We start from the raw sequence: 25710 nt of genomic DNA on the forward strand, positions 1-25710 counted from the left end.
ATTAAAGCTTTATGTCGTTAATAATTTTTCCGTCGTCAATCGTGATCATACGGTTGCATTTGTTCTTCCAGATATCGCTTTTAGAAGTTACAATTACCGTCCAGTCATTTTCTTCAGAAAGTAAAAAATCAATTATTTTACCAGAAGTCAATTCATCCATCTTATCAACTGGATCTTCGAGGAATAAAATATTAGGTTTATGAACAATGCTTCGCGCCAGCAAGATTTTCTGCACATCAGAAGCTGAAAGTTCACGGCCTCCCGGATGAACCTGATTTTCAAGTCCGTTCGGGAATGTTTTTATATAAGGCGTAAGACAGACATTATCCAAAGCCCATTTTAAATCATCGCTGTTTAGCGCTTCATTTCCAAAAAGAATATTCTCTTTAATGGTACCTGCAAAAAGTGTATCACCTTGCAGAAAAGTCCCCGCCTGAGCTCTATAGGTATCTTCGTCGAGACGGTTCATAAAATTATCTGTCACGTACATTGCACCGCTTTCAGGTTCAAGCAGACCAGAAAGTAAACGCAATAACGTACTTTTTCCTGCACCGTTTGTTCCTCTCAACAATATTTTTTCGCCTTGAGCGATTTTCAGATTGATATTCTTAAGCGATTTTTTATTGTGGTCAGGATAATTATACGATATGCTTTCTGTCTCAATAGTAATTCCGGTTTCGCTCACTTTAGAAGTCTGCGGAATGCATGAAATTTCCATATCGGTAACCTGTCCAATTTTTTCTAATGAAGTCAGAACATCATAGAATGATTCTAATCCGAAAATAATTTTTTCTACAGAATTGATTAAAAGCACAATAACAATCTCAGCTGCAACGAACTGCCCGATGTTCATTTGATGATGAATTACCAGAAAACCACCAATAGACAATAAGGCAGCGGTTACAATTACTTTAAAGATAGTGAGCTGAATGTATTGTTTTTTCATTACCTGAAAGTGTTTTTCGCGGTAATTTACATAATGGCTTACATACCCGTCGTTACGTTCCAAAGCATAATCAAAACCTCCTTTTTTACGGAAACTTTCGCGATTTCTGGCAATTTCTTGAATCCAGGCCGCTACTTTATATTTAAATTTTGATTCGTTGAGACTGGTTTCGAGTCCGTCTTTGTAAGAAAATTTAAAAATGATGTATAAAATCGCGATAAACAACAGTCCGATTACCATAAAGAAAGAATGATACAGCACCAGAAGAATAATACCTAAACCAACCTGAAGAAAGGCAGTGCAGAAATCTAATAAAAGCTTTGCAGTTCCCTTCTGCACCATCAGGGTGTCAAAAAAGCGGTTTGCTTTTTCGGGCGCATACTCAGTGTACATTTCCTTGAACTTAATCAAAGGCATTCGGTATGCAAATTCAAATGAAGAACGAACGAAGATTCGCTGCTGCAGATTTTCTACAATTCGGAGTTGCAAAATAGTCAGGATACCCCCAAAACCAACTCCGATAGTTACTAAGAAAACCAAAACAATCCAGGAAACACTCAGCTGTCCGCTTTGGATAAAGTTAATAATCGCCTGAATTCCTAAAGGCAATGAAAGATTTACCAACCCTGCAAAAGCGGCATAAAATACGATTTGGTATACGTCGCGCTTGTCTAGTGTGAGTAAATTATAAAAACGTTTTAATGGTGTCATGAATTTAGATATAAAATACAAGATTATAGATAGATAAATATACGGCAAAAACCGCATTCAGGATGTAAGAATTTCTTCCTATCCATCAAAAAACTATTATTTATATCAAACTTTGGGGAGGCGGTAAATGAATCTTACCATGAAAACCAAAAGAGAAAATAGGATTATCGATGTAATTTTTCCCTTTAGCTTCGGCTAGAAAATATAAATTGGGCATTGAGGTATCTGACGAAAGCAAATACTCCATGGGCGGAATACCTTTTGCCAGCTTTGCCGTTTTAGAATCTTTTGTTTTGTAATCATCCAATTCTTCTGGAATTCCGTCGCATTTGAATATTTTTTTTAGAAAATTGCATGCCATGCCTTTAGCAGTTTGCGTTTCTGAATTATCTGCCACAATACGGCCGACACTGTTTGCGATGTTAAGGCTGCTGATTAAAAAATAGCCCACCAGAAGCACCTGAAGGAACTTGCATAAAAAGCTATTTTTAATCTTATTCAACATTTCTAAAAAATAAAAGTTTTCTCTCTCAATTAAAATTTTACTAAACCGTTGAAATCATTTTTTTTAGATTCAGGTTTTTGTTTTGCCTCAAAATTTATTTTTTAGTATAAAAAAATCAAACGAATTTCAATCGAAATCCCAGTGATTTAAGGCAGTTCTGCTCAATTTTCTGAGCGCGCAATTTAGAGTTAAATTTTTTTCGGTACATTAGAATAACATTAGAATTTGCGTAAATACAAAATCTTAACTTGTTATTAATAAACGAGTTCTGTTTTTAATCTAATATTGGGATTTTATTATTAAGAATAATTATAAAAAAAAGTCAGAAGGAATTTCCTGCTGACTTTTGCAAAATAAGATTTTCAGGCTTTGCTACAATTAATGCGATTTTTCATTTCCCATCTGCATCATTCGTGAATAATCTTTCTGATATTTTTCGGGATCCGAAGAAGCATACTCGTTCTCAGGTTCTGGAATGACATGAATTTTAGAATCACTTACCGAAATAGTAGCCGAACAAACATAAATTCCGATTTTGCCCTCGCTATATTTAAAATCAAGCAAAGTAAGTTTTACGATATCATCGATAGACAGCTCATAGTAATTTCCGTAACGGATGATTTTAAAATAAATCTGTCTGTCTTCCTGTATTTCAAATTGATTGGTTTGGATATTCTCAAATATAAAGTTGTTTTTTACATCTTTTTCATTAAATCCCCAGGCTCTAAACTGCACAAATCCATTCACAAAATCAATCGAGATATAATAGCCTGTACCTTCTTTGTCGCACTCAATCACAAAACCGGTTTTTCCGAGTCCTTCAACAGAAAAAGTGCCTTCCCAAACAAAATCTGATGAAGGCTTTTCAAAAGAATAGATTTCATAACCGCTTCGGCATCCAAATCGCCACTTGTTTTCGTTTTCAATCACAAATTCGGCAGTCGGATTTCCTAAAACAGGAAGCGGATGTGGCAAGTCTTTTTGGTGAATGGTTTTCTGATACAGTTTTTCCCAATAATAATAACTTTTCAGCAGTAATCTACCGCTGCTATCGGTAGCCAGCTCTTTAGGAGGAGGAATGACACGGTGGGTGTTGACATTTCCGTCGGCAAAATAAAAATTGTACACCAAAAAATGATCTTCGTTTTTGACCACACGAGCAGCGTAATTGCCTTGAGGCAAAAGCACATTATTATGAAACGCACAATATTCTCCTCTAAATTCTGGCGACGACCAATATCGTACTTTTATATCTTCACGAATAGAGCCCAGAAGATAGTGTGAGCCCTTTATCTCAATAACGCATGGACATTCTACATCGTCATACACATACGGAATATGAAGCGGTTTCTGCAAAACAAAACCTTCTTTTTCTCTTTTGGCGACACCTACACAACCTCTGCGGTAAATTGGCCCAGAAGCACTGCGGGCGCAGACCAACAGATAATCTTCTCCCTCATACCGATATTTAAAAGGATCTCTAAAGCTGATCCATTCTCGCGGATTATTGGTAGGCCCTTCGTAATGAGGCGGTTCGCTTTTAATGGGCATGCCATACGAATTTTCTTTGGTCCAATGAATCAAATCTTTGGAAACGGCACGCCCTACTTTTTGTTCTATGCCTTTGTCCTGACGTTTCAGACCTGTATAATACATTTCATATCCTTTTCCTGTCGATTTTTTACTGACATGCATCGTCCACAACATATCATCATCCCATTCGCCGGGATCGCCAACAAAAAGAGCATTTTTTACTCTTTTCCAGGAAAGACCATCTTTTGATACTGCATGAGCAATATAATCGTGATTGGGAATAATAAGATGAAACAAATGATGAACTCCATTTTCGTCTATAAAAACATCTACATCTCCTATTTCCCAATTACTAAATCCTGAACCTGAATACATATTTAATTTATTTAATGATTTTATAATGCTTTAATCCTTCTAAAATACCCAGCGAAGCAGCGGTTTTTGCCACATAAATGCTTTTAGTGGTTTCGTAATCGGCTAATTCTGCACTTCGATTTCCGACAATGATTCCTTTGATCGGCCCTCTAAACATGTCAACATCATTACCAGAATCGCCAGCAGCAATTACATTGGTCAGCGGAATTGCCCATTTTCTGCATAAAAACTTGATGGCATTTCCTTTTGATGCGCGTTTGGGTATAAAATCCAGGTATTGTCCGTGGCTCGGAATAATATTGATTTTGTACCATCCGTTGCCCAAAACCCTTACAAGTTCGTCATGGTCGTATTGTTCTTTTTCGTAGTAATACGATATTTTATACGGATTTTGTGCTTCGTCTTCCTGCATTTTTATCCATTTAACTGCCGAAAGCTTTTGAACAATCTCATCTCTTTTCCAGCGTCCGGCGAGAAATTTGGCCCAGCCCTTGTCGAGAATGTATTCTTTTCCGTTGGTATAGTAAATTTCGGTTCCTACCGAGCAGATTATAAAATCGGGCAATGAAAATTTTTCTTCTTCGATGATTTTCCTGACCAATTCAAGATTTCGTCCCGAAGCCATCGCAAAAGCCATTTTATCGGTACGATTGGTCAAATGGTTCTTTAGCTCTATCAAACCGGGATTATTTAATTTTGGCTCAATCAAAGTACCGTCGATATCTGATACAAGTAAGTTTTCGACCTTTCGCTTTAAGCGGTCAACATTGATATTGGCATAATGCTGTTTTTTGATTCCTGCACCAGAAGAAACTGATAAATTTTCTTTTACCAATTCGACATACTGATCTACGTGGTTGACCCAGCTGTAATGTTTCTGAATGTTGATGGCGCCATTGTTGGAATAATATTTCCACTGATTTTCGTCGGTAAGGATGTTTCTAAGGGCTTTTTTGATTTGGTTTTCGTCTTGCGGATCAACCAATTCTCCGTTTTGGCAGACCGGAATAATTTCTGCCGGCCCTCCGTTTTTGGTAACCACCACCGGAAGTCCTGAACTTGCCGACTCAATAACAGTTAAACCAAAATTTTCGTGAAGCGCCAGATTTACAAATACTCCTCTTTTTTCTGCTGCATGACGGTAGATAATCGATACTTCATTTTCGACATCATGTTTTTTCGGAATCGCCATTTTGCCATACAAATCGTATTTGTCCATCAATAATAACAAATCGGTCAGGACATTTTTTTCAGATTCGGGCATTTTCTGAATGTCTTTTCGAATTCCGGCAAAAATGACCAAATTGGCAATACTCTGCAATTCTTTATCCTTGCCGTACACTTCTATCAAAGTGCTCAGATTTTTATGGCGATCTGGCCTCGAAAGTGCCAGAATAAAAGGTTTGTGCGGATTGGTCAAAAATTTGGCAATGCTTTCTGAAACCCAATACTTACGCTGCGCCTCCTCCATATTTTTATCGCTATCGGATTCGTGATAATAATAGGGAACAAATTTTCTGGTATCTATTCCGGGCGAAATAGCGTGGTATTTTGCGAGTTCAAAATTTTTATACGCTTTATATGTTTCGATTTCCTGCTCTGTAGAAGTCACTATAAATTCAGAAAGTTCTAATGTTTTTTCTTCAGCTGCAATTCTGGCTTTGAATTTAAATTTCTTTTCTAATTCTTCTTCACTCTGGCCGCTTTCGAGCAGTTTTTTCTTTTTATAAAAACCGAGAGAATGTCCAGTATGTGCAAACGGAATATTTAATACCGACGACAATTCGGCTGCCGCATATCCCGCATCGCCATAATGCGAGTGAATCCAGTCTGGATATATATTATGCGCTTTGATGTGTTGCATTACACCGCTTACAAAAGTATCGAGACCTTCCCAAAGCTGTTCTTTCGGGCGGTATTTTTTTCCTAAAAAAGGAATTCTTCGAATGTCTAATTTTTCATTGACAACCTCAATCGGAACCGCGTATTCTGGCGATAATGAACGGTCGTCTATTAATCTTGTAAATAGATGAACATGCTCTACATCTTCATGCTGTGATAAAAATTCTGCAAGTTCGAATATGTATTTTGTTTGTCCTCCGTTATCAGCATCCCGACCAATTTCAAGGCCAGAACCCTTTAAAAGTCCGTGTATATTTATAAGTGAAATTCGTAATTTTTTCATCATTTTTTACTTCTAAGAAATTTTAAGTTACAAATTTCGACACATTTTAACGGCAGCTTTTACAAAAAAATAACAGTTTCATTACAACATTGACATATGGAAAAACGGTATATTACTGTTAAAAAACAGACTTGAAAATCAATAAAATGCTAAAAAAATGATGATACAAAACACAAAGACTTCTAAAAATACAAAAGCCTTAAAACATACGCTGTCATAAGGCTCTTGTGTGTTTACAGGATAATAAAATGATAAATCTGCTATTTTTTGAAATTTTTGATACCCGACTGAAGCCAATTATAATATTCTGTGATATCCGGATTGTATGCAGAGGTCTCTGTCAACGAATTACTGTTGTGGTCTACAATTACATAAAACGGTTGCGCATTTGCTTTGTAGGTTTTAATCTGTAAATCGCTCCATTTGTTGCCAATTGTTTTAATCTTTTTTCCAGTAGTTTCAGAAACATACTGTTCTCTTTCTGGAAGCTCTTTTTTATCGTCCACATAAAGCGAAATCAGCACCACATCGTTATTTAAGACGCCTAAAACTTTAGGGTCGGACCAAACCAATTCTTCCATTTTTCGGCAGTTTACACAGGCATATCCCGTGAAATCTAACAAGACTGGTTTTCCTTGTTTTTTGGCATATTCCATTCCTTTGTCATAGTCATGAAAAGTGATGATATTCTGCGGACCGTGTTCTGCTCCCTCAGGCAGCGAACCCGTTATTTTTAACTCTGAATTTCCGGAAACGCCCAATCCGTTTGGAGATTCGCTGTACTGCATCGGAGGAGGGAAACCGCTGATAATTTTTAACGGCGCACCCCAAAGTCCCGGAATCAGATAAATGGTGAAACTCAAAACTATAAGACCAAAACCTAATCTTCCGACTGAAATATGATTTAGAGGCGAATCATGCGGTAAAGTAATTTTTCCGAATAAATAAAAAGCCAGCATTCCGAATACGGCGATCCAAATGGCTAAGAAAGTTTCTCTTTCCAGCCAATGCAATTGCAATACTAAATCGGCATTTGACAAAAATTTGAAAGCCAAAGCCAGTTCCAGAAATCCTAAAACCACTTTAACGGTATTGAGCCATCCTCCTGATTTTGGCAATGCGTTTAACCATCCTGGGAAAGCCGCAAATAATGAAAACGGAAGCGCAATGGCTATTGAAAATCCTAACATGCCGACAATTGGAGCTATTCCGCCTTTTGAAGCGGCTTCGACCAAAAGTGTTCCAACGATTGGACCTGTGCACGAAAAAGAGACAATCGCCAATGCCAATGCCATAAAGAAAATTCCAATAATTCCTCCTCTATCTGCCTGCGAATCGACTTTGTTTGCCAAGGCATTTGGCAACATAATTTCGAAAGCTCCCAAAAATGAAATGGCAAAAACAACTAATAAAATAAAGAAAATCAGGTTGAACCAGACATTCGTTGAAAGTGCATTTAACGAATCTGCACCAAAAACTGCGGTTACGATTGAACCTAGCAAAACATATATAATTACGATTGAAAAGCCATAAATCATGGCGTTACGAATTCCGGCTGCTTTGGTTTTGCTCTGCTTTGTAAAATAACTTACCGTCATCGGAATCATTGGGAAAACACAAGGTGTCAGTAAAGCTGCAAAACCTGATAAAAACGCAATGATAAAAATGCTCAACAAACCTCTTTTTTCATTTTTCTTTGTCGTTGCAGCTGTTACTGCTTTCTTTGTTTTTTCTGCTTTATCAACAGCTTTTGATACAGTTACTTCATCAGTACTTATAGAATCTTGTTTCACTGCCGTCGTTTCTGCGGCAGCCGTGGTTTTCTTTTCTGCTGGAATTTTAAAAACTAATTCTTCAGTTGTTGGCGGTAAACAATTGCTGTCATCGCAGACCATAAATTCTACTTCTCCGTCAATGCTAGAAATGCCTTCTGAAGCCAGTTTTATTTTCTGTGTAAAAAGTGCTTTATCTTCAAAATATTTGATTTTCATATCGAAGATTTTGTCCACCACTTCATGCCCTTTTTCTTCAGTTGTTTTTCCAACAAGTTCGAATTTTTTACTGGTATTTTTGAAAGTAAAAGCAGTTCTCGAAGGTCCGCCTTCTTCGATATATTGTCCATACAAATGCCATCCGGATTGGATTACGGCTTTGGCTTTTAAGATATATTCCTTATCTGATACTTTCTCTACAGATGTTGACCATTTTACAGGATTGTACATTTGGGCAAACATACTTCCCGAAAGAAGCAACAGTACTATAATGATACTATTTTTCATTGTTTTTTTGAGTTTGATTTAAAAAAAAGAGCTGCTTGCCGACAGCTCTTGAAAGTCTTTCCTATAAAATTTGGCTTACTAATTCAGATTTTAAAATGAAGTATTTGGAAGACTTTTTTTTTGAGTGGTCAGTATACAGGTTTTTAGTGTTCAGTTTGAAAATTCAACTTTGTCAAAGTTTGAAAGGACTGACCACTAAAAACCTGAACACTGAACACTAAAAATCACTGAATACTTATTTCAATGGATTCCCGTCTTTGTCCAAAGAACCCGATTTAATAATGATCATTTTATCCAGTTTCACATACTTTTTAATCGCATCGTTTACCTGCTGCAGAGTGGCTTTTTCGATGTCTTTTGGATACTGGTCAATATAATTCGGCTCTAATCCTCTTTCAATGAAACTCAAGATGGTTCTTGCCATTCCGCTTGTCGTTGACATTCCCACTTTAAAACTTCCGATTAAGTTGGTTTTCTTGTTCTCAAGCTCTTCTGCTGTGATTCCCTCTTTTACCCATTTATCTACCTGCACCATCGTCGCCTCAAGCCCTTTCTGGAATAAATTCGGATTGAAGGAAGCGTTTACAAACCAATAGCCTCCCGTTTCGATATTCCCTCCTGTTCCGGATGAAATGTTGTACGTCAATCCGTCAACATCACGAACAGTCTGCATTAAGCGTCCTGCAAATCCGGCTCCCAATGTGTAATTTCCGATGTAAAACGGAATATAGTCAGCGTCGGCTCTTTTTAGACCTGTAAACTGACCAATGAATAATTCCGCACTCGGTTTTTCTGGAATGGTTACTACTTCTGTTTTTGAAGCTGCTTTTGAGGCTTCTTCAAATTTTAGTTTTTCCGTAACTCCTCCATTCCAGTTTTTGAATGATTTTTTCAGTGAAGCGTTTAGGTTCGCTCCGTCAGTATCGCCCACGATTACAAGGCGCATTGAAGCCGTTCCGAAATATTTTTTATGGAAAGCCTTCACTTCATCCAAAGTCGCATTTTTGATATTGGCAATATTGTCTTCTACGCTTAAACTATAATTTGGATTCCCTTTCTGATAAATGGCCTGAGATAAAGCGATGCCGCCTCTTTCACCTGGATCGTTTAAATCCTGCTGTGTATTCCCGATAAACTGCTGTTTCAAGTTTTCGAATTCTTTGGCATCGAACAACGGATTTCTTAGTTCTTCCGCCAATAAGGCAATTACCTGATCTAAATCCTTTTTCAAGCATTTAAATCCGATACTGATTTTAAAAGTCGTCGCATTTACGTTTAGCGTCACACCCAATTTTTGCAGTTTTTCTGAAAACTTGAATTTGTCGTTGAGCGTTGTTCCTTTCGACAGCATTGAGGCTGTCAATGCCGGTATGATGTCATTTTTGGTCTCGCTGGCATAATTTCCCAATGAAATGCTCGCTGCAACAGTCACAAAATCTTTGGCTGACGTTTTTACCGAAACCACATCGATTCCGGATACTTTTTCTCTCTTGAATGCTGAAGCAGATTTCTCGATTAAAGTTTCTGCTGCAACAATTTCTTTTGATGATTTTTGCACTGAAGTTGGCGCAGGTGAAACTTCTTCATGAATATGGCCTTCCTGAGAATGTCTGTAATAAAACGGGCCGTTTTCTGGCATGTAATTATTCGCTTTAGCGGAAGCATTATTTTGAGCTCCGGCTTGTTTTGGGACAAAGTACCCTGTTGTGCTTTGGTCTTCAACCAGATATTTATTTGCCACACGAAGGACATCTGCTGGAGTGACTTTTTTCAGGCGTTCGACTCCTGTAATGTAGTCTGTCCAGTCGCCGGCTGCAATTGCTTCGTTTAACGCTGATGCAATCACGCCAGAGCCGTCTCGTGCCAGGATTGTCTGAGCGCTGATTTTTGATACAACGCGGCTTACCTCATCCTGAGTCACGCCTTCTTTCTGAATTTTTGCCACAACCTCACTGATTTTGGCATCAATATCTTCGTGTTTTGAAGTAGTTGGGAATCCTACTCCAATGGTAAACAATCCCACTTCTTTAAATTCTGTTGCGCTGGCATACGAATAAATTCCTAAACGGGTATCTACAAAAGTTTTGTTTAAAATAGCAGAAGGACCATTGCCGATAATCTGTGCCAATATTCCCAAGGCCGGAAGATCTTCGTGCAAAGCACCCGGAATTTTGTAGGCCTTATTAACAACACCCAATTCCCCCGGTTTTCTCACCACAATTTTACGAGGCCCGTACTGCGGGGGTTCTTCTGTGTAAGGCTGTGGCATTGCATGCGGTGCTTTTGTGATTTTTCCGAAATACTTTTCGATTAACGCAAAAACATTCTCTTTTCTGAAATCTCCGATAATGGTCAAAGTCGCATTATCCGGCCAGTAATAGGTGTTGTAAAAATTTCTTAGGACTTCAATAGGAGCATTCTCGATATCCGATTTCCACCCGATCGTCGAATGGTGATACGGATGAGCGATATAAGCCGAAGCCCAGATTTCTTTATCCAGCAAGGCATTCGGATTGTTCTCTCCACGCTCAAACTCGTTGCGAACCACAGTCATCTCGGCCTCTTTATCTTCTTTCAGCAGCAACGAATTACGCATTCTGTCTGCTTCGATCTGGATTGCCAGTTCGATCTTATCGCTTGGCAGCGTTTCAAAATAATTCGTTCGATCGTACCAAGTTGTAGCATTCAGCTGCGCTCCTGTATTTTGCAGAACGTCGGTAATGGTGTTGCCGTTTTTCTTGTTGAATGTGGGAGTTCCTTTAAACATCAAATGTTCTAAAAGGTGCGTAGACCCCGTATTCCCTAAAACCTCGTGTTTAGAGCCCACACGATATACAATCTGTACGGTTGCCACTGGAGAGGCATTGTCCTGCAGAAGCAAAACATTCATTCCGTTTGGCTGGTACAAATATTCTTCGATTCCGCCTAATTCCTTTATTTTCTTAAAGTTAACCGAATTCCCTTGCGCTGACAAAAGAGCGCAGAAAGCTAATGAGCAATAGCCCAGAAAGATGTATTTTTTCATTTTTTTGATTGAGAATTTATTATAGGGTGTTCAGTTTTCAGTATGTAGTGTTCCATCTAACTTCAGAATTGAAAACTTTGACCGAAACGAGACTGAACACTAAATACTGAAAACTGTGAACTTATTTATGATTTACTGAAAATTTCCTTTAGTTTAGATTGCAATTCAGCTTCTCTAAGGTTTTTAGCCACGATTTTTCCGTCAGGTCCGACTAGGTAATTGGTTGGAACCATTTTTACGCCATACAAAACAGCAGCTTCATTCTGCCATCCTTTTAAATCAGAAACATGTGTCCACGTTAAGCCGTCTTTTTCGATTGCTTTTTCCCAAAGTTTCTTTTTATCGTCTAATGAAACGCCTAAAACATCAAACCCTTTATCGTGATACGTTTTGTAAGCCAAAACCACATTTGGATTTTCTTTTCGGCATGGACCGCACCATGAAGCCCAAAAATCAACCAAAACATATTTTCCTTTATAATCTGAAAGTTTTACTACTTTTCCGTTTACATCTGTCTGAGAAAACTCAGGCGCTGCAACGCCTACAGCGGTTTTATCATTCAAATCAATTACTTCTTTTAACTGTTTCCCGTAAACTGATTTTTGTACTTCAGGCGTTAAAACACCATAATACATTTTTACCTGTTCGGGAGTTCCGTAAGACACAATTCTGTCATTGATTACCAAAGCTCCTGCAATTTTATCTTTATTTTTTCTGATAAATTTATCAGTCAAATCATCGGCTAAAGTTTGAAGATTTTTCCATTTTTTGTCCATTGCAGTCTGCTGTTCTGCAGTTAATTTTACTTTTCCGTTCTGTGTCAACGAATCAGATAATTTGTAAATTGGACCCGCAATATTTTGTATTTTTTTGAACTCATTATCGTAATATGATTTGTAAATATCATTCTGCGTTGCTCCCGTAACTTTAGCTTTATAAATTGAATCTTTTTTGGCTTCAACTTTTATATCTTCATTTGACAAAAGAAAAAATGCACCATATTCTTCTCCTTTTAATTTAATGGTATGCAATAAAGGTTCTGAAACTTTTCCTGTAAGCGTAAATGTTCCGTCTTTCTGAATTTCTGCAGAATCTGCGATTTTTTTGTTTCCTTTTTCATCTGTGTTTTCCAGATAAACTGTTCCTTTTTCTAAACCGGCGATTGTTCCGTTGATTGTAAATCCTTCTTCTTTTTTCGAACAAGAATTCAGTACGGTCAGTAACGCTAATCCGGCTAAACCTGATTTTAAGATTGTACTTTTCATGTTGCTATTTTTTGTTTGTTATTTTTTTAATTTCAGTTTAGGTTTTCAGTTTTAATTTTCGACTATGGCTGAAAACCATCACTGAAAACTTAATTACGATTTTAAAAGTTCTTTTAGTTTCGCTTCCAAGTCCGAACCTCTTAAATTATCTCCAATAATTACACCTTTACTATCTATTAAATAAGTAGCCGGAATTGTTTTTACGTTGAATGATTTACTTACTTTATCATCGTCTAAAAGATTATGCCATTGCATATTTTCCTGTCCCAAAGCTTTTTGCCAAGCTTTTTCGTCTTTATCGATTGAAATACTTAAAATTTCAAATCCTTTTGCTCCGTATTCTGCATAAGCTGTTTTTAAATTTGGAATTTCTTTACGACATGGTCCACACCAGGAAGCCCAAAAATCTACTAAAATGTATTTTTTTCCAGCGACAATATCCTTTGCATTATATGCTTTTCCGTCTTTATCTTTCAAATTGAAATTAGCGATACTGGTTCCGATTAATGATTTCGGATTCAAATCCTTATCCACTAATTGTCCGTAGTAGCTTTTTTTTGCAGCATCAGAAAATTGCTCGTAAAGTGGTTTCTGTTCCGGAGAAAAATAACTGTATTGTGTCATCATAAAAAGAGGTCCCCACCAGGTATCTTTATGTTTTGTAATCAAAGTTTCATAGCTTAATTTCACTTTATCAAAAAATGCTTTTTCATCAGCCTCAAATTTTTTCCAAACTGGAAGACTTTGAAGTGAATCTGCCGCTTTTGTATTTTTATCACGTCTTGCAGCACCAATTAACTTACTCAGTTCATTTGATTCCGGAGTATGATAAGCAGTATAATCTTTTTCAAGTTCATCTCTAAAAGCAGTTTCTTTTTTAAAGTAATCGTATGATTTTGATCCTGTAATTACTTCATTTTTAAATTTGATTCTTTCATCTTCCTGCTTTGAAACTTCTGCATCTGCCGTAACTTTTATTTTAGCATTTTCTGCTATTAAATGAATGTATCCTTTGTTTTTTCCAAAAATAATGTAGAAATAACGAGGCTCGTTTAATTTTCCAGTAAAAGAAAATTTACCGTCCTTCAAAGTAGTTTCCGCAACTGGTAATTCAGAAGAATGTGTTGCTCCCGGAATTAATTTTACGGCTATTCCATCTTCAAGACCTGTAATATTTCCATCGATTGTATAAGATGTTGCTGCAGGAACTGCTGCTTTTTTCTTTTGTGCAATACTGCTGTTTGAAAACGTAAATAAGCAGATGCACAATCCCAATATTTTATATTTAATTGTGTTCATTTTTGATTGATATTTTAAAAAAAGCTTCCCTTTCGAAGTTCCTAATCAGGAAGCTTTTGAGTTATTATTTTTCTACATTTTGTGTAATGGTTCCGTTTCCTGGATTTTGTGTTGCTCCTTGCGGGAAAGGCATTGTCCACATATGTGATGTTGAAGACAAATTATAAGTTACACCTCCTACAACTTTAGACAAACTAAACGGATAAGCTCCTTCTGCATTACGACGGCGTGCATCTGCAAAAGGTACAAGAGTCTGCACAAACTCGTTGTTTTTTGTTCTGAAAATAGCATTCAAAGCTGTTGTTTTATCAGTAGTAGAAATATCCTGATAAGAGGCAGGAAGAATACGAGTTTTGCGAACTGTGTTTAAAACCGATAATGCTTCACTAATTTTATTATCACGAGCCAAACACTCCGCTTTTATTAAATAAACCTCAACAGTTGTAAGTCCGCCAAAATTGTACATTCCAGACAATATAGAATAGTAATATGTATCTGCTCCTACGGTTCTTACTTTCCAACGCGATTTTAAACGTGCATCACCTGTTTCAAAACGTGCAACTCTTTCTACCGGAATGCTTGGTTCTCTTCCTAATGAACGGCTAGAACCATGTCTAAAAACATAGTTTTCAATATTGTTATAACCCATTGGCGATACAGCCGTTGTGTATGAATTTGGCACATCTATAATGGTTTTATTGGCTTCGTAAAATGCTACCCAATCAAACAATTTATTATTTTCTGCCAATGCTAAATCTGCATATTTTACAGCTTCTGTATAGTTATTCATTTGCAGATAAACTCTTGCATAAAAAGCGTAACCTGCTCCTAAATTTGGATGCAAAGCGGTTTGAGAAACCTTTGGCAAATATGGCAATGCTTCTTTAATATCATTTAGAATAAAATCATACATTTCCTGAATAGTAACTTGTTTACTTGGCGCATTAATATTGGCACTTGTAATTAACGGCACAGATAATTTTGTCGCAGCGGTAGAAGCTACATAAGTATCTGCATAAAAATTAGCCATATAAAAAAAGTTCATGGCACGCATTATTTTAGCTTGTGCCCAAACTACTCTCTGTTCTTGCTCCGTAGCTTCAGTTGTCGAAAGTGCATTTTCAATAATTAAATTAAAAGCCGAAATTCCGCTATAAGCTGTATAGTATGCTGATTCATCTGATACTTTCAATGCAATACGATCTGCATTTTCGTCCCACATATAATTGGCATTATACAATCTATTACTTGTAAGTGTAGCAGCTGTTACAAATTGATCATTAAGTAAATGTGTAGCGCCCAAGATATCTAATCTTGTGTTGTATTCATCACGCAAAAAAGCTTCATAATCTGCTAATGTTTCTGGTGATTTTGCTCCTTTTGGGACATCGCTCAAATAATCGTCGCAAGATGCTAAAGTCAATCCTAAAGCCAATAAACACGCTACTTTTTTATATATATTTTTCATCGTCTAGTCTTTATAAATTAGAAATTAACATTTACCCCCATAACAAAACTTGGAGATATGAAACCGCCTAACATATACTTGGCATCTCTGCTTTTAGCAAAAGTGTATACGTTTTCTGCGTTTAAATTGAAACGCACTCCGTCTAGTTTCACTCTTTTAATAACATCTTTTGGCATTTGATAAGCTAATGAAATATTGCTTAATCTTACATTTGATGCATCCAAAATATTAATATCTGCATAAGAATAAATAGTACGGGACTCTGAATTAAAATCTGATTCATATTCGTAAACTGCTCTCGGAACATTGGTAAATGCTTCGTCTCCTGGTTTCATCCAACGATCTGCAATACGGTTGTTTACTACCGTAATATCTGTTACATAACCGCCCATTGCACCATTGTAATTATTATTTAGCATTGGCAAGAATGTATTTTTTACTTTATGCCCTAACTCATAAATGAAAAGAGCCGAAAGTGAGAAATTTTTATAATTTGCTGAGGTATGGAAAGAACCACTGTGTATAGGAACAGTAGATCCATAATCTTTTATCGCGTCTAACTGACCCGGGTTGTATTTCACCGCGGTACCTGAAGCATCATAAACCTGAGGCAACCCAGTATTGCTTAAACCAGCCCATTGGTAACCATAAATGCTGTTAAAACTTGTTCCGATTCTAGGATAAGCCTGTGGGTAATCTAACTGCAGATAATAAACAGGAGCTTTTACATTTACGTAATCTACTGTGTTTTTATTATAGGCATACAAAATAGCTGCATCCCAAGAGAAAGAAGGCGTTTTTACCATTGTTCCTCTTAAAGTAACTTCGATACCTTTATTAGTCATTTCTCCATTATTAAGTGTGTAAGAAGAATATCCGAATCCTTCTGTTGGAATTCCTTGACTAGTAGCTAACAAATCTTCACCTTTTTTGTTATATAAATCTAAGGTTCCGCTTAATCTGCTTTTAAAGAATGAAAAATCTAAACCAATATTGGTAGTTGTTGTTTTTTCCCAAGATAATTCAGGATTTGGTCGTTTTCCTACACTTCCGTAAGTTCCTCCAACATTTGAATTGGCATAATAAAAGGCCGTTAAATAAGGTGCAGAATCTTTGGCAATATTTCCTGCAATACCATACGAACCACGCAATTTAAGAGCATCAACCCAAGCAACGTCAAAAAATGATTCATTGTTAATGTTCCAACCCGCACCTACAGACCAAATAGGTTTGTTTTGGTATTTACTATCGGTTCCCCAAAGATTAGAACGATCCCAACGAATACTACCAGAAATAGAATATCTTTTGTCATACGTATAACCTCCTGTTGAGTAAAGAGAAACATAACGGTTTTGCAATTCTTTTTCTAATGAAAAATCATTTATCGACATATACCCGTTAAAAACAGAACCATATACTTTTAGTAAATCGGCTTGATTTATTGCAGTAAATGTTAAAGCTTGCGAATCGTAACCATAACGTGTGTTATCATTATATTCTTGTTTCGAATGGCGGATTTCCATACCAGCGATAGCAGAAAAATCATGCTTCTCAGCAAAAACTTGATTGAAGTTTAACTGCTGACGGAAATTATAAGCATTAGAAAACTGATTCGTTTCTTTAACAATATCTCCATAAGGTAAATTATAAACTGCTTTATTATTTACAATGGTTACCATTCCGTTTACTTTGTTTCTTACATAATAAGAGTCTTTATCAAATAACTGTCTTGCGCGATCTGAAGCAAATTCGTATTGGAACATGGCATTGTATGTAAATGCTTTACTGAATTTCACATTAAACTTAGCAAAGGTTCTATTCAAGAAGCTTTTATTTTCACTAAGATTTCTTCCCAACTCGTCCATTGGCGTAATATCCATGTTGTAAAGACCATAAGTCTGCATAGACTGAAGAGTAAAATTATTGTAGCGAGAAGCGGCAGTAGAAACAAAATTAGTTCCATCATTATTCACTAACTGATTGTATGGTTGCCATTTATAACCTGGATTATCTGAAACAACAGCAGGATTAATAGGCTTATAATACTGAGTATCTCCTATTCCGTAATTCAAATAAGTTCCCAAATCTAAAGACAGCCAGCTATTAATTTGAGTTGAGTTTTTCAAATTAATTCCAACCGATTGGTTTTCAGAATACATATCTTCTAGTTGATTGTCTTTGTATGTTATAGAAGCATTAAAAGCATTGTTTTCGCTAGCTTTACCTAAACTAAGATTGTGCTGCATAAAATACTGATCGCGTTTTGCATATTTAGCAACATCATCATAGTATTTATAACCTTGAGAACCAAGTTGGTTCAATCGATTATTCATTTCTGTTTGAGAAATATTTCCTGCATAACCATTTAAAATGGTCTGCATTCCTAAACTCGTAAACGCAGCATTATTTAGTAATGACTGTGCGTAAGTTGCTACATTGGCAGTCTTAAAATTAGGATTTCCATTTGCCCATCCTCTTTCCAGACCAATAATATCTCCGGAATCAGTAAGGTTTCCTGTATAATTTCTATAAGGCGTAACCGTTAAGTTACTTGAAAACGAAATATTGGTTTTTCCTTCTTTTGCTTTTTTGGTAGTAATTACTATAACGCCATTAGCAGCACGAGCACCATAAATAGAAGAAGCCGCCGCATCTTTTAAAACTGTAATTGTTTCAATGTCTTCTAAGTTAAGACTCGGAAGATTATCTTCTATTGTATTATAAGGGGTTAATCTTGTATTTTCTACCGGAAAGCCGTCAATAACATATAAAGGAGTTGTTAGCCCTGTCATAGAAGTCGTTCCGCGGATTCTTCCATCCTGATATCCAACGATACGTCCTTCTAATATTTTATCCAAACTGCTTAAACGTTGCTCTTGAAAATCTTTAGCTTTTAAACTAGAGAAAGATCCAGTTGCTTTTTCTGCAGTAATATCCTGATAACCTGTCTTTAAAACAATTCCTTCCAATTCCTGTACATCTTCTTTTAAGACCACATTAATAACGCTTCTGCCTTCCACTTTTATTTCTTGTCTAATGTATCCTAAATAAGAATAGGCCAAGGTAGTCTCGCTGCTGACAGCAATAATCTGGTATTCTCCATTAAAATCGGTGTTCACGCCTCTTCCTGAACCATTATCAGCAACAGCTGCTCCAACTAGAGGCATTCCTTTTTCGTCGGTAACACGGCCTTTAACGATAAAATCTGCCACTTCTTTTTTTGCTTCAATAGCATTTTGTACTGGAGCTTGTTTGGCTGTCAAAACAACATGATTTCCAGACACTTGGTAATCTGTACCAGTATCTTTAAAAATCGAATTCAAAACAGTCTCTATTGAAGCATTAGTGACATTCACATTGATTAATCTGTTTAAATCAACAGATTTTACATTGTACACAAACCTGTAATTGGTAGTATATTCCAGTTTTTCGAGTGCTTTTGCAACCGTCATGTTATTGGCGCTGAAAGACATTTTTGCTTTTTGCGAGTACGACACTCCCGCATGCATAACCGATAAGGTAGTTATGAGTAATAATGTGGTCAATTTCATTTTCAAATCAAATTTCACAAAAGGTTTGTCGAACCTGATTGTGTTCAAGAGTTTTTTCATACTTTTAAAATGTTTTTTAATGTTGGTTGGTTAATTAACTGACCGCATTTACCCACCGGAAAATGTTGGCGCATTTTCCGGTTTTTTATAAACAACGATCCCTTTCTTTTTTGGGTTTTGTTACATAGGCTTTTATTTTAGATTTCTGATTTTAGATTTCTGATTTTAGATTTAGATTTTTATCTATCTCTATTTTCTATTTTCTATTTTCTATTTTCTATTTTCTATTCTATATCCTCTTTTTACTTAATTTTAATTTTATCCCTATCAATATCATAATCAATTTTGTAGCTGTCGCTGAAATATTTGAGCACTACTTCTATCGGTTCGTTATCAAAACGGGCATTAAACACTTCTTTTTCGAGCATTTTGTTCTGGTTAATAAAAGTCACATTATAATGACGTTCCAGTTTTCTTATAATCTGTCCAAACGATTCGTTTTTAAAGACCAGATTTCCTTTTACCCAATCGGTATAATAATCTGTATTGACCTGCTCTGTTGTTATCGCAGTTTGGCCCTTTAAATTTGAACCTTTCGATCCTGGTTTTAAAAATACTTTGTCAGCATCATTTTTATAAAGCGATACTTTTCCTTCTACCAAAACAACATCTGTACTTATATTTTCATTATACGAATTCACGTTAAACTTAGTTCCTAACACCTCAACATTTACCCCATTAGTGTTTACCCTGAAAGGATGTTGTTTGTCTTTACTAACCTCAAAATAAGCTTCTCCGGTAAGCGAAACCTGTCTGTTTTGGTTTTCTAAAAACTGCACAGGATAAGTCAGAGAAGTTCCGGCATTCAAATACACCACTGTACCGTCTGAAAGCTGCACCTCAAACTTTTTACCGTAAGGAATTCGCAACGTATTATAGGTCGCTTTGCCATTAGCAAAAGCATGAGCATAAACCAATCTGTTCTTTTCTAGTTTTCCAATTACATTTCCTTCATTATCAGTAATGCTTTTTACCTCTGACGGATCAATATTCTGCGATGATTTGTTTCCTGTCTGCAGTACAATCGCATCTTCTCTCGGAATGACCACATTTTGTTTTGGCGATGTCTGGTTGTTTGCATTTTTATAAAAATAAAATCCGCCCAGCGCCACAATCAAAATAGCGGCATATTTATAATACGATGTAAATCTGCGTTTGTAAAAAACATTCTCCTGCTTTATTTTTTCTGAAATTTGTTTTCTTACCTCAGCAGAATCAAAATTGTTCATTACGGTGTCTATTGCGTAATTGGTTTTTACGAAATCCTTAAACACAATTTGATTTTCATCTTCTTTTAACCACTCGGTCAGTTCTTCTATTTCATCTTTTGAAGCCTGATTTGTGATGAATTTCACGATTAATCGCTCTGACTTTTTCACTGTCATTTTCGTTATTTTTAATATTATTACGAAGCCAAAAAACAAAACCCTAACAATTTGATAAAGTTTTTTTCATTTTGCTGAATTTTTTATTTTTCACAAGTCTTTTCTCTCAATAAATACTACTAATTTTATAGAAATTAAAGAACAAAAGAATTTATCTTTGCCTTTTTGTACCTTTTTATTTGTAATAAATTTCAAATAGAAAAGAAAAAAAAGAAATGTTTTTGCTTAAAATAACCGTTCAATTTAAGTCCAAAAACTATAAATTAATATATTTGTTTTTATGAAGTTAGATGATTACAGCGATAACAACCTTTTGATTGAGGCTCTTAGAAATGGAGACGAAGGCGCTTATACGTATCTTATTGACACGTATCATCATAAACTTTGTGTTTACGCCAACAGTCTGGTCAAAAATGTTTACAGCGCAGAAGACATTGTTCAGAATGTTTTTATTAAGGTGTGGGAACAGCGTGCTAGATTAAAAACAGAACATGCCCTAAAAAGTTTTCTTTACAAACTGGTTTACAACGAGTTTATAGATTTGTATCGAAAAAATCAGTCTTTGTTTTCACTAGAAAAATCGTATCACGATGCCTTAAACGGCATTGTTCAAGAAGACGATTCCGAGTCTTTTCAGAGAATTCTAAATGCTGTGAATAAAGAAATTCAGAATCTGCCTCCAAAATGCAAAGAAGTCTTTATTCTGAGCAAAAAAGAAGGACTGACCAATATTGAAATCGCCGAGCATTTAGAGGTTTCAATCAAAACCGTTGAAGCACAGATTACAAAGGCATTTTCGCTTCTTCGTGTCTCTCTCGAAGAAAAAATTAAAAATGTACTGTTTCTCTTGTTTTCATTTAAAAAAAAATTCAGATTAAATAATTAATCTGAATTTATTGACTTTTGATTTGATATCTTTTTTTTTGCCACAGATTAAAAAGATTAACACAGATTATTAAAAAAATCCTTCTATGCTTTTAATCTGTGGCTACAGTTTTTTTTCTGCCACGAATTTCACGAATTGACACTAATTATTTTCCAGCTATCTTCAATTACACAAATTAAAAAATTCGTGAAATTGCAATAGTATAGACAAAGTATGAATTAGTGTCAATTCGTGAAATTCGTGGCTAAAAAACTATTCATAACTATATAATTTTATTTTTTGGATTTCGTAATCGCCAACTGAAATTCTCAAATGTCTGCCTTGATGGGTTTGGTCTCCGTTAAAATGCCTGAAGGTTCTCCATTTTTCATTTTCGAATCTTCCTTGATCCGTTTTCAAAATTCCGGCATTTAGATTTTCTTTTAAAGATTTAAAAGTGACCACAATTCCGGAACCTGCAATATAAAATTCATCTTTGGCAATTTCAATAATAATGGCACTCGACATTGGCCAGACGTCTGCTTTTGCTCCATCAGACCAATTTAGAGTATAATCATGTTTAAAGGTAAATTCGTAATCGCCTTTTTTAATTATCTGAGTATTATTTTCTTTATCTAATAACACACCATCAATTTTACCTTGTCCTTTATTGGCTTCAATTGTTGGCGTTAACTGCTGAACTAAATCATAAATTTTACCAAGCGGTTCTTTTTTCGCATCGTTAACCGATTCTATAGAAAAAGGCGAAAATCCAATGGCTTCATAATGTCCAATCGCATATAATCCTTTGAACGGAGCAGTTTCGTCAAAACGATGTTCTGGAATAAATAACGGATTTTCTTGTCTCGTAAATAAATCGTTCCATTGTTTGAAAGACGGGTTATAAAAATCTGGCGCCAAAAAGTCGATTGCGTTTCCTGCTGCTTTCCAAACGTCCATTAGGTGCGGCAAAGGTCCTGCGCTTGGATATTGCCCCGGTTTCTTTTCGGGTGCGTTTAAAGCTGCATTCACAAACATCGGAATTGGATGTATCTCTTTTCCTGCTTGTGCAATCGTATTGGTAAATTTTGAGAAATACCAAGCCATGAAAATTTCGTCGGTATGGAGGCCTTTTCCAAAAATAGCTTCCCAATTCCCAGCAGTTTTAAATCCGTTTTTCTTCCAGATTTCTAAAAATTCTGGAACCAGTTTTTCTTTGTTTTTCTGTAAATACTGAATCAATTCTTTTGGAACTTCTTTTTTGAAAGCATCATTTGCTAAAGGATGATAATCTCGTGCTGTTGGCAGCATTCCGATTTCGTTCTCAACCTGAATCATAATTACGGTTTGCTCTTTTTGGTCGAAATCTTTAATATGTTCCATTAATTTTTTAAAGGCATTCAAATCGGCCTGCAGATTATTTTCGCTGAAAGGCGTTAAAATTTCATGACTTTTATCTTTGTCATCTTTAGCTCTTGGATATTTTTTCTGATTGAGTTTTACCCAAGCTGGTGCATGACTTGACATACTGTTTTTCCATGAACCGAACCATAGCAAAACAAGTTTTAAGTTTTCTTTACGCGCTCGTAGAATCAAATCATCGACTAAAATAAAATCAAATTTTCCTTCCTCTTTTTCTATGAGTTCCCAGTAAATAGGCGTCAAAACAGTATTAAGATTCATGTCGGCCAATTTCGGCCAAATGGTTTCCATACTTTCCATGCTGGTCGCCGAAGAATTTCCTAGTTCACCGCCTCGAATCAAAAATGGTTTTTCGTTTACAATCAGCTGTGTTTTGTCTCCTTTTTTCTGAAGATGCGGTATTTTGTTTTGGCTATAGCCGAAATGGATCAGAAGAGCGGTTGTTAGAAGAACGCTATTTTTTAAGAAACTCATTCTTTATGTTTTAAGTTCGAAATTCATTTGTTTCTATTTTCTTCAACAAAAAATTGATTGTATGTGAAGAAAATAAGCAATCCATAATACAAGCCCTTTTACGGGCTCATACTATGGATCATCACCAACTCTGTTATTTAAGGTTTCACCAACTCGCCTGAAAATCCTAAACTAACATCTTTTCCTGCAAGACCGTCTGCTGTTCCTTTGTAAGCATGTTTACGGGCGTAATTAGCATCCCAAAGATTTGGAGATTCGTCTGGAAGCCAGAATTCGTGTTCTTTAGCATTATCAGAAACTCCCCAAATAGTAATGCCGTATTGTTGTGCCGGCGGAATATGTTTTTTGTACATATCGATTACAAATTGATACATTTCTGCCTGCGAAGCCTGCTGTGCTACTGTTGGAGATGCAGTCCCCAATCTTATATCTAATTCAGAAATTTTAATCAATTTTCCTGAGGCAGCCAGTTTTTGGAACATCTGAACAATTTTATCTTTATCAGTATTTAGACCGATATGCATCTGCGTTCCGATTCCGTCAACTTTAGCTCCTTGACTTTCAATATATTCTACATATTTTATCAAGCCTTCACATTTGTCAAGTCTTGATTCTAGGTTATAATCGTTAATAAAAAGCTTGTCGCTCTCATTTCCGTACTGACGTGCCAATTTAAAAGCTTTTACCGCATAATCTTTTCCAAGATATTTTACCCATGAGAAATAATCTGTAGCCGTATCGCCTTCGTTTCCGCTTCTTAAAGTTCCGTCTTCTTTCATTGGTTCATTAACCACATCCCATGCAAAAACGCTTGTTTTGTAGTGCGTCATCATTTTAGAAATCCAATCAGTCATGGCGTCGCCGATTATTTTTGTTTTCTCAGCATCGGTTTTTTCTATTGTGATTGGTGCTGTTGGACCTCCGCCAGATGTTGTTCCGTCAGTTACTAAAACATTATCTATGTAATAAGTTCCCGCAGCTCTTCCTAAATCAAAACCAAAACCAGTCTCGCCTCCTTTTGCAGTGAATTTCCATTCTAATTGTTTCCAAGTAGTGCTAGTTAACTCATCTGGCTGATAGTTTGCTAATGATGATGGTGTCGTTGAACATCTTACAGAACCTGCTGCTTCAGAACGAATCATATAAGAAATTGTATAATTTTTTCCAGCTACCAATGGAGAAGTAAAAGTTGTTTGAATCTGAGTTCTCCATTGATCTGCTGGAGTGCTTGTAGCGTTTACCACCTTCATTGATCCGCTTCCCTCATAAACATTTGCAGCTCCTGTTCCTGCGCTTAAAGCATCCGCAGCACCATTGGCTCTGCTCCATCCTGCTATTCCTGAATTAAAAGTTCCATTAGAAATTAAATTAACAGGTCCTGTTGCGGCATCAAGATCTACAACCGCCAGAGTATTGGCATCAATTAAATAAGTCACATTTGGAAGATAACCTAAATCTAAATTAAACTGAAAACTTGTGCTTCCTGCTTTGAAATCGCTTGGCGCTAATTTAATTTTAACTTGTTGCCAAGCAGAAGTTGTGGCAAAAGCTTCTGTCGCACTTCCTGTATTATACCAATCTTTATATGGATATTGATTGTTTAAAGTGTTTCCAAAAGAAATACGTCCTTTCCCTGCAACATCAGATTTGATATAAAATGAAACTTCATAGTTATGTCCTGCGACAATTGGCACATTTGGAGAAGTCAATTGCAAATTATATGCTTGAGAAGAAGTTGCACTAGAGGCCAACTGAATTGCTGCAGAAGTACTAGTCAATCCTGCATTTGCAACCGTTGAGATTCCTTTACCCGGATTATTTCTTGCCCAGCCTGTAAAAGTTCCTGCTTTAATTGGAGCTAAATCTAAAACATTTGTTCCGCTAGAACCCGGAATTACAGTTGGGGCAATAATACCATTTAAGTAACCCGCATTTTGGTTAGAATGCCAAATTAAAGTATGTCCGTAAACTTTTAGTCCTGCTTTTTTGGTTTCGGCGATAAATGCATCTATAGTCGAAAAGTTAATTTCTCCTTTTGAATTGACCATAGCACCATGCTTCATGGCGTAACCTGGCACTACCTCATCAAAATTTTCATTAACGATTTTACGGTACGTTTCGTCGCTCATATACAAATCGACACCAATACCGTTTCCTAAAACAAGGTCGGTGTAATTTTTTAAAGGTTCGTAACGGCTGATTTTTTCTCTTAATTCTAACGGAAGCTCCGCACCGGTTACTGCTCCGTGCTCAGGGTCTTTTCCCCACTCCATCAGATTGTCATCGCAGGCAGAAAACAGCAATAGCGATGAAGCAATTACAGGTAATATTTTGATGTATTTCATTTTTGGTCTAGGTTTTT

Annotated in this window: 14 protein-coding genes; 1 reads left to right on the forward strand and 13 read right to left on the reverse strand. The window is 36.2% G+C overall.

Annotation, left to right across the window (positions count from 1 at the left end):
* Nucleotide 1: 1 nt before the first annotated feature.
* From E0W73_RS06445 to E0W73_RS06495, 11 genes are all read right to left on the reverse strand, one after another.
* Complete coding sequence (locus E0W73_RS06445) at nt 2-1657, reverse strand: peptidase domain-containing ABC transporter (RefSeq protein ID WP_135221263.1); 1656 nt, start codon at nt 1655-1657, stop codon at nt 2-4.
* Nucleotides 1658-1757: 100 nt separating this feature from the next.
* Complete coding sequence (locus E0W73_RS06450) at nt 1758-2162, reverse strand: hypothetical protein (protein WP_135221264.1); 405 nt, start codon at nt 2160-2162, stop codon at nt 1758-1760.
* A 378-nt stretch (nt 2163-2540) separates the two neighbouring features.
* Entirely contained in the window at nt 2541-4070 is a 1530-nt protein-coding gene (locus tag E0W73_RS06455; RefSeq protein WP_135221265.1) for a glycoside hydrolase family protein, read from the reverse strand.
* Between the two features lie 7 nt (nt 4071-4077).
* On the reverse strand, nt 4078-6258 hold the full coding sequence (locus E0W73_RS06460) for an HAD-IIB family hydrolase (protein ID WP_135221266.1): 2181 nt from the start codon (nt 6256-6258) through the stop codon (nt 4078-4080).
* Between the two features lie 257 nt (nt 6259-6515).
* Nucleotides 6516-8534: a protein-disulfide reductase DsbD family protein gene (locus tag E0W73_RS06465; RefSeq protein ID WP_135221267.1), complete on the reverse strand. Its 2019-nt coding sequence runs from the start codon at nt 8532-8534 to the stop codon at nt 6516-6518.
* 235 nt (nt 8535-8769) lie between these two features.
* Nucleotides 8770-11559, reverse strand: coding sequence for a M16 family metallopeptidase (locus E0W73_RS06470; protein ID WP_135221268.1), 2790 nt, complete (start codon nt 11557-11559; stop codon nt 8770-8772).
* 125 nt (nt 11560-11684) lie between these two features.
* Nucleotides 11685-12824, reverse strand: coding sequence for a TlpA disulfide reductase family protein (locus E0W73_RS06475; protein ID WP_135221269.1), 1140 nt, complete (start codon nt 12822-12824; stop codon nt 11685-11687).
* Between the two features lie 93 nt (nt 12825-12917).
* On the reverse strand, nt 12918-14123 hold the full coding sequence (locus E0W73_RS06480) for a TlpA disulfide reductase family protein (RefSeq protein WP_135221270.1): 1206 nt from the start codon (nt 14121-14123) through the stop codon (nt 12918-12920).
* A gap of 64 nt (nt 14124-14187) precedes the next feature.
* Nucleotides 14188-15591 (reverse strand): RagB/SusD family nutrient uptake outer membrane protein, encoded by a 1404-nt coding sequence (locus E0W73_RS06485; RefSeq protein WP_135221271.1) that lies wholly within the window; start codon nt 15589-15591, stop codon nt 14188-14190.
* 17 nt (nt 15592-15608) lie between these two features.
* Nucleotides 15609-19202, reverse strand: a complete 3594-nt coding sequence (locus E0W73_RS06490; RefSeq protein ID WP_135221272.1) for a SusC/RagA family TonB-linked outer membrane protein — start codon at nt 19200-19202, stop codon at nt 15609-15611.
* 242 nt (nt 19203-19444) lie between these two features.
* Complete coding sequence (locus E0W73_RS06495) at nt 19445-20587, reverse strand: FecR family protein (protein ID WP_135221273.1); 1143 nt, start codon at nt 20585-20587, stop codon at nt 19445-19447.
* Nucleotides 20588-20867: 280 nt separating this feature from the next.
* On the opposite strand from E0W73_RS06495, the gene E0W73_RS06500 reads away from it, so the two are divergent.
* On the forward strand, nt 20868-21473 hold the full coding sequence (locus tag E0W73_RS06500) for an RNA polymerase sigma factor (protein ID WP_135221274.1): 606 nt from the start codon (nt 20868-20870) through the stop codon (nt 21471-21473).
* Nucleotides 21474-21725: 252 nt separating this feature from the next.
* On the opposite strand, the gene E0W73_RS06505 is transcribed toward E0W73_RS06500, so the two are convergent.
* Nucleotides 21726-23348: a GH35 family beta-galactosidase gene (locus E0W73_RS06505; protein WP_135221275.1), complete on the reverse strand. Its 1623-nt coding sequence runs from the start codon at nt 23346-23348 to the stop codon at nt 21726-21728.
* Between the two features lie 137 nt (nt 23349-23485).
* The gene (locus E0W73_RS06510; RefSeq protein WP_135221276.1) at nt 23486-25693 is read right to left on the reverse strand and encodes an endo-1,4-beta-xylanase; all 2208 of its coding nucleotides are present in this window, start codon (nt 25691-25693) and stop codon (nt 23486-23488) included.
* Nucleotides 25694-25710 lie beyond the last annotated feature (17 nt).

The organism is Flavobacterium foetidum, from assembly GCF_004634245.1.
Classification (GTDB): Bacteria; Bacteroidota; Bacteroidia; order Flavobacteriales; family Flavobacteriaceae; genus Flavobacterium; species Flavobacterium foetidum.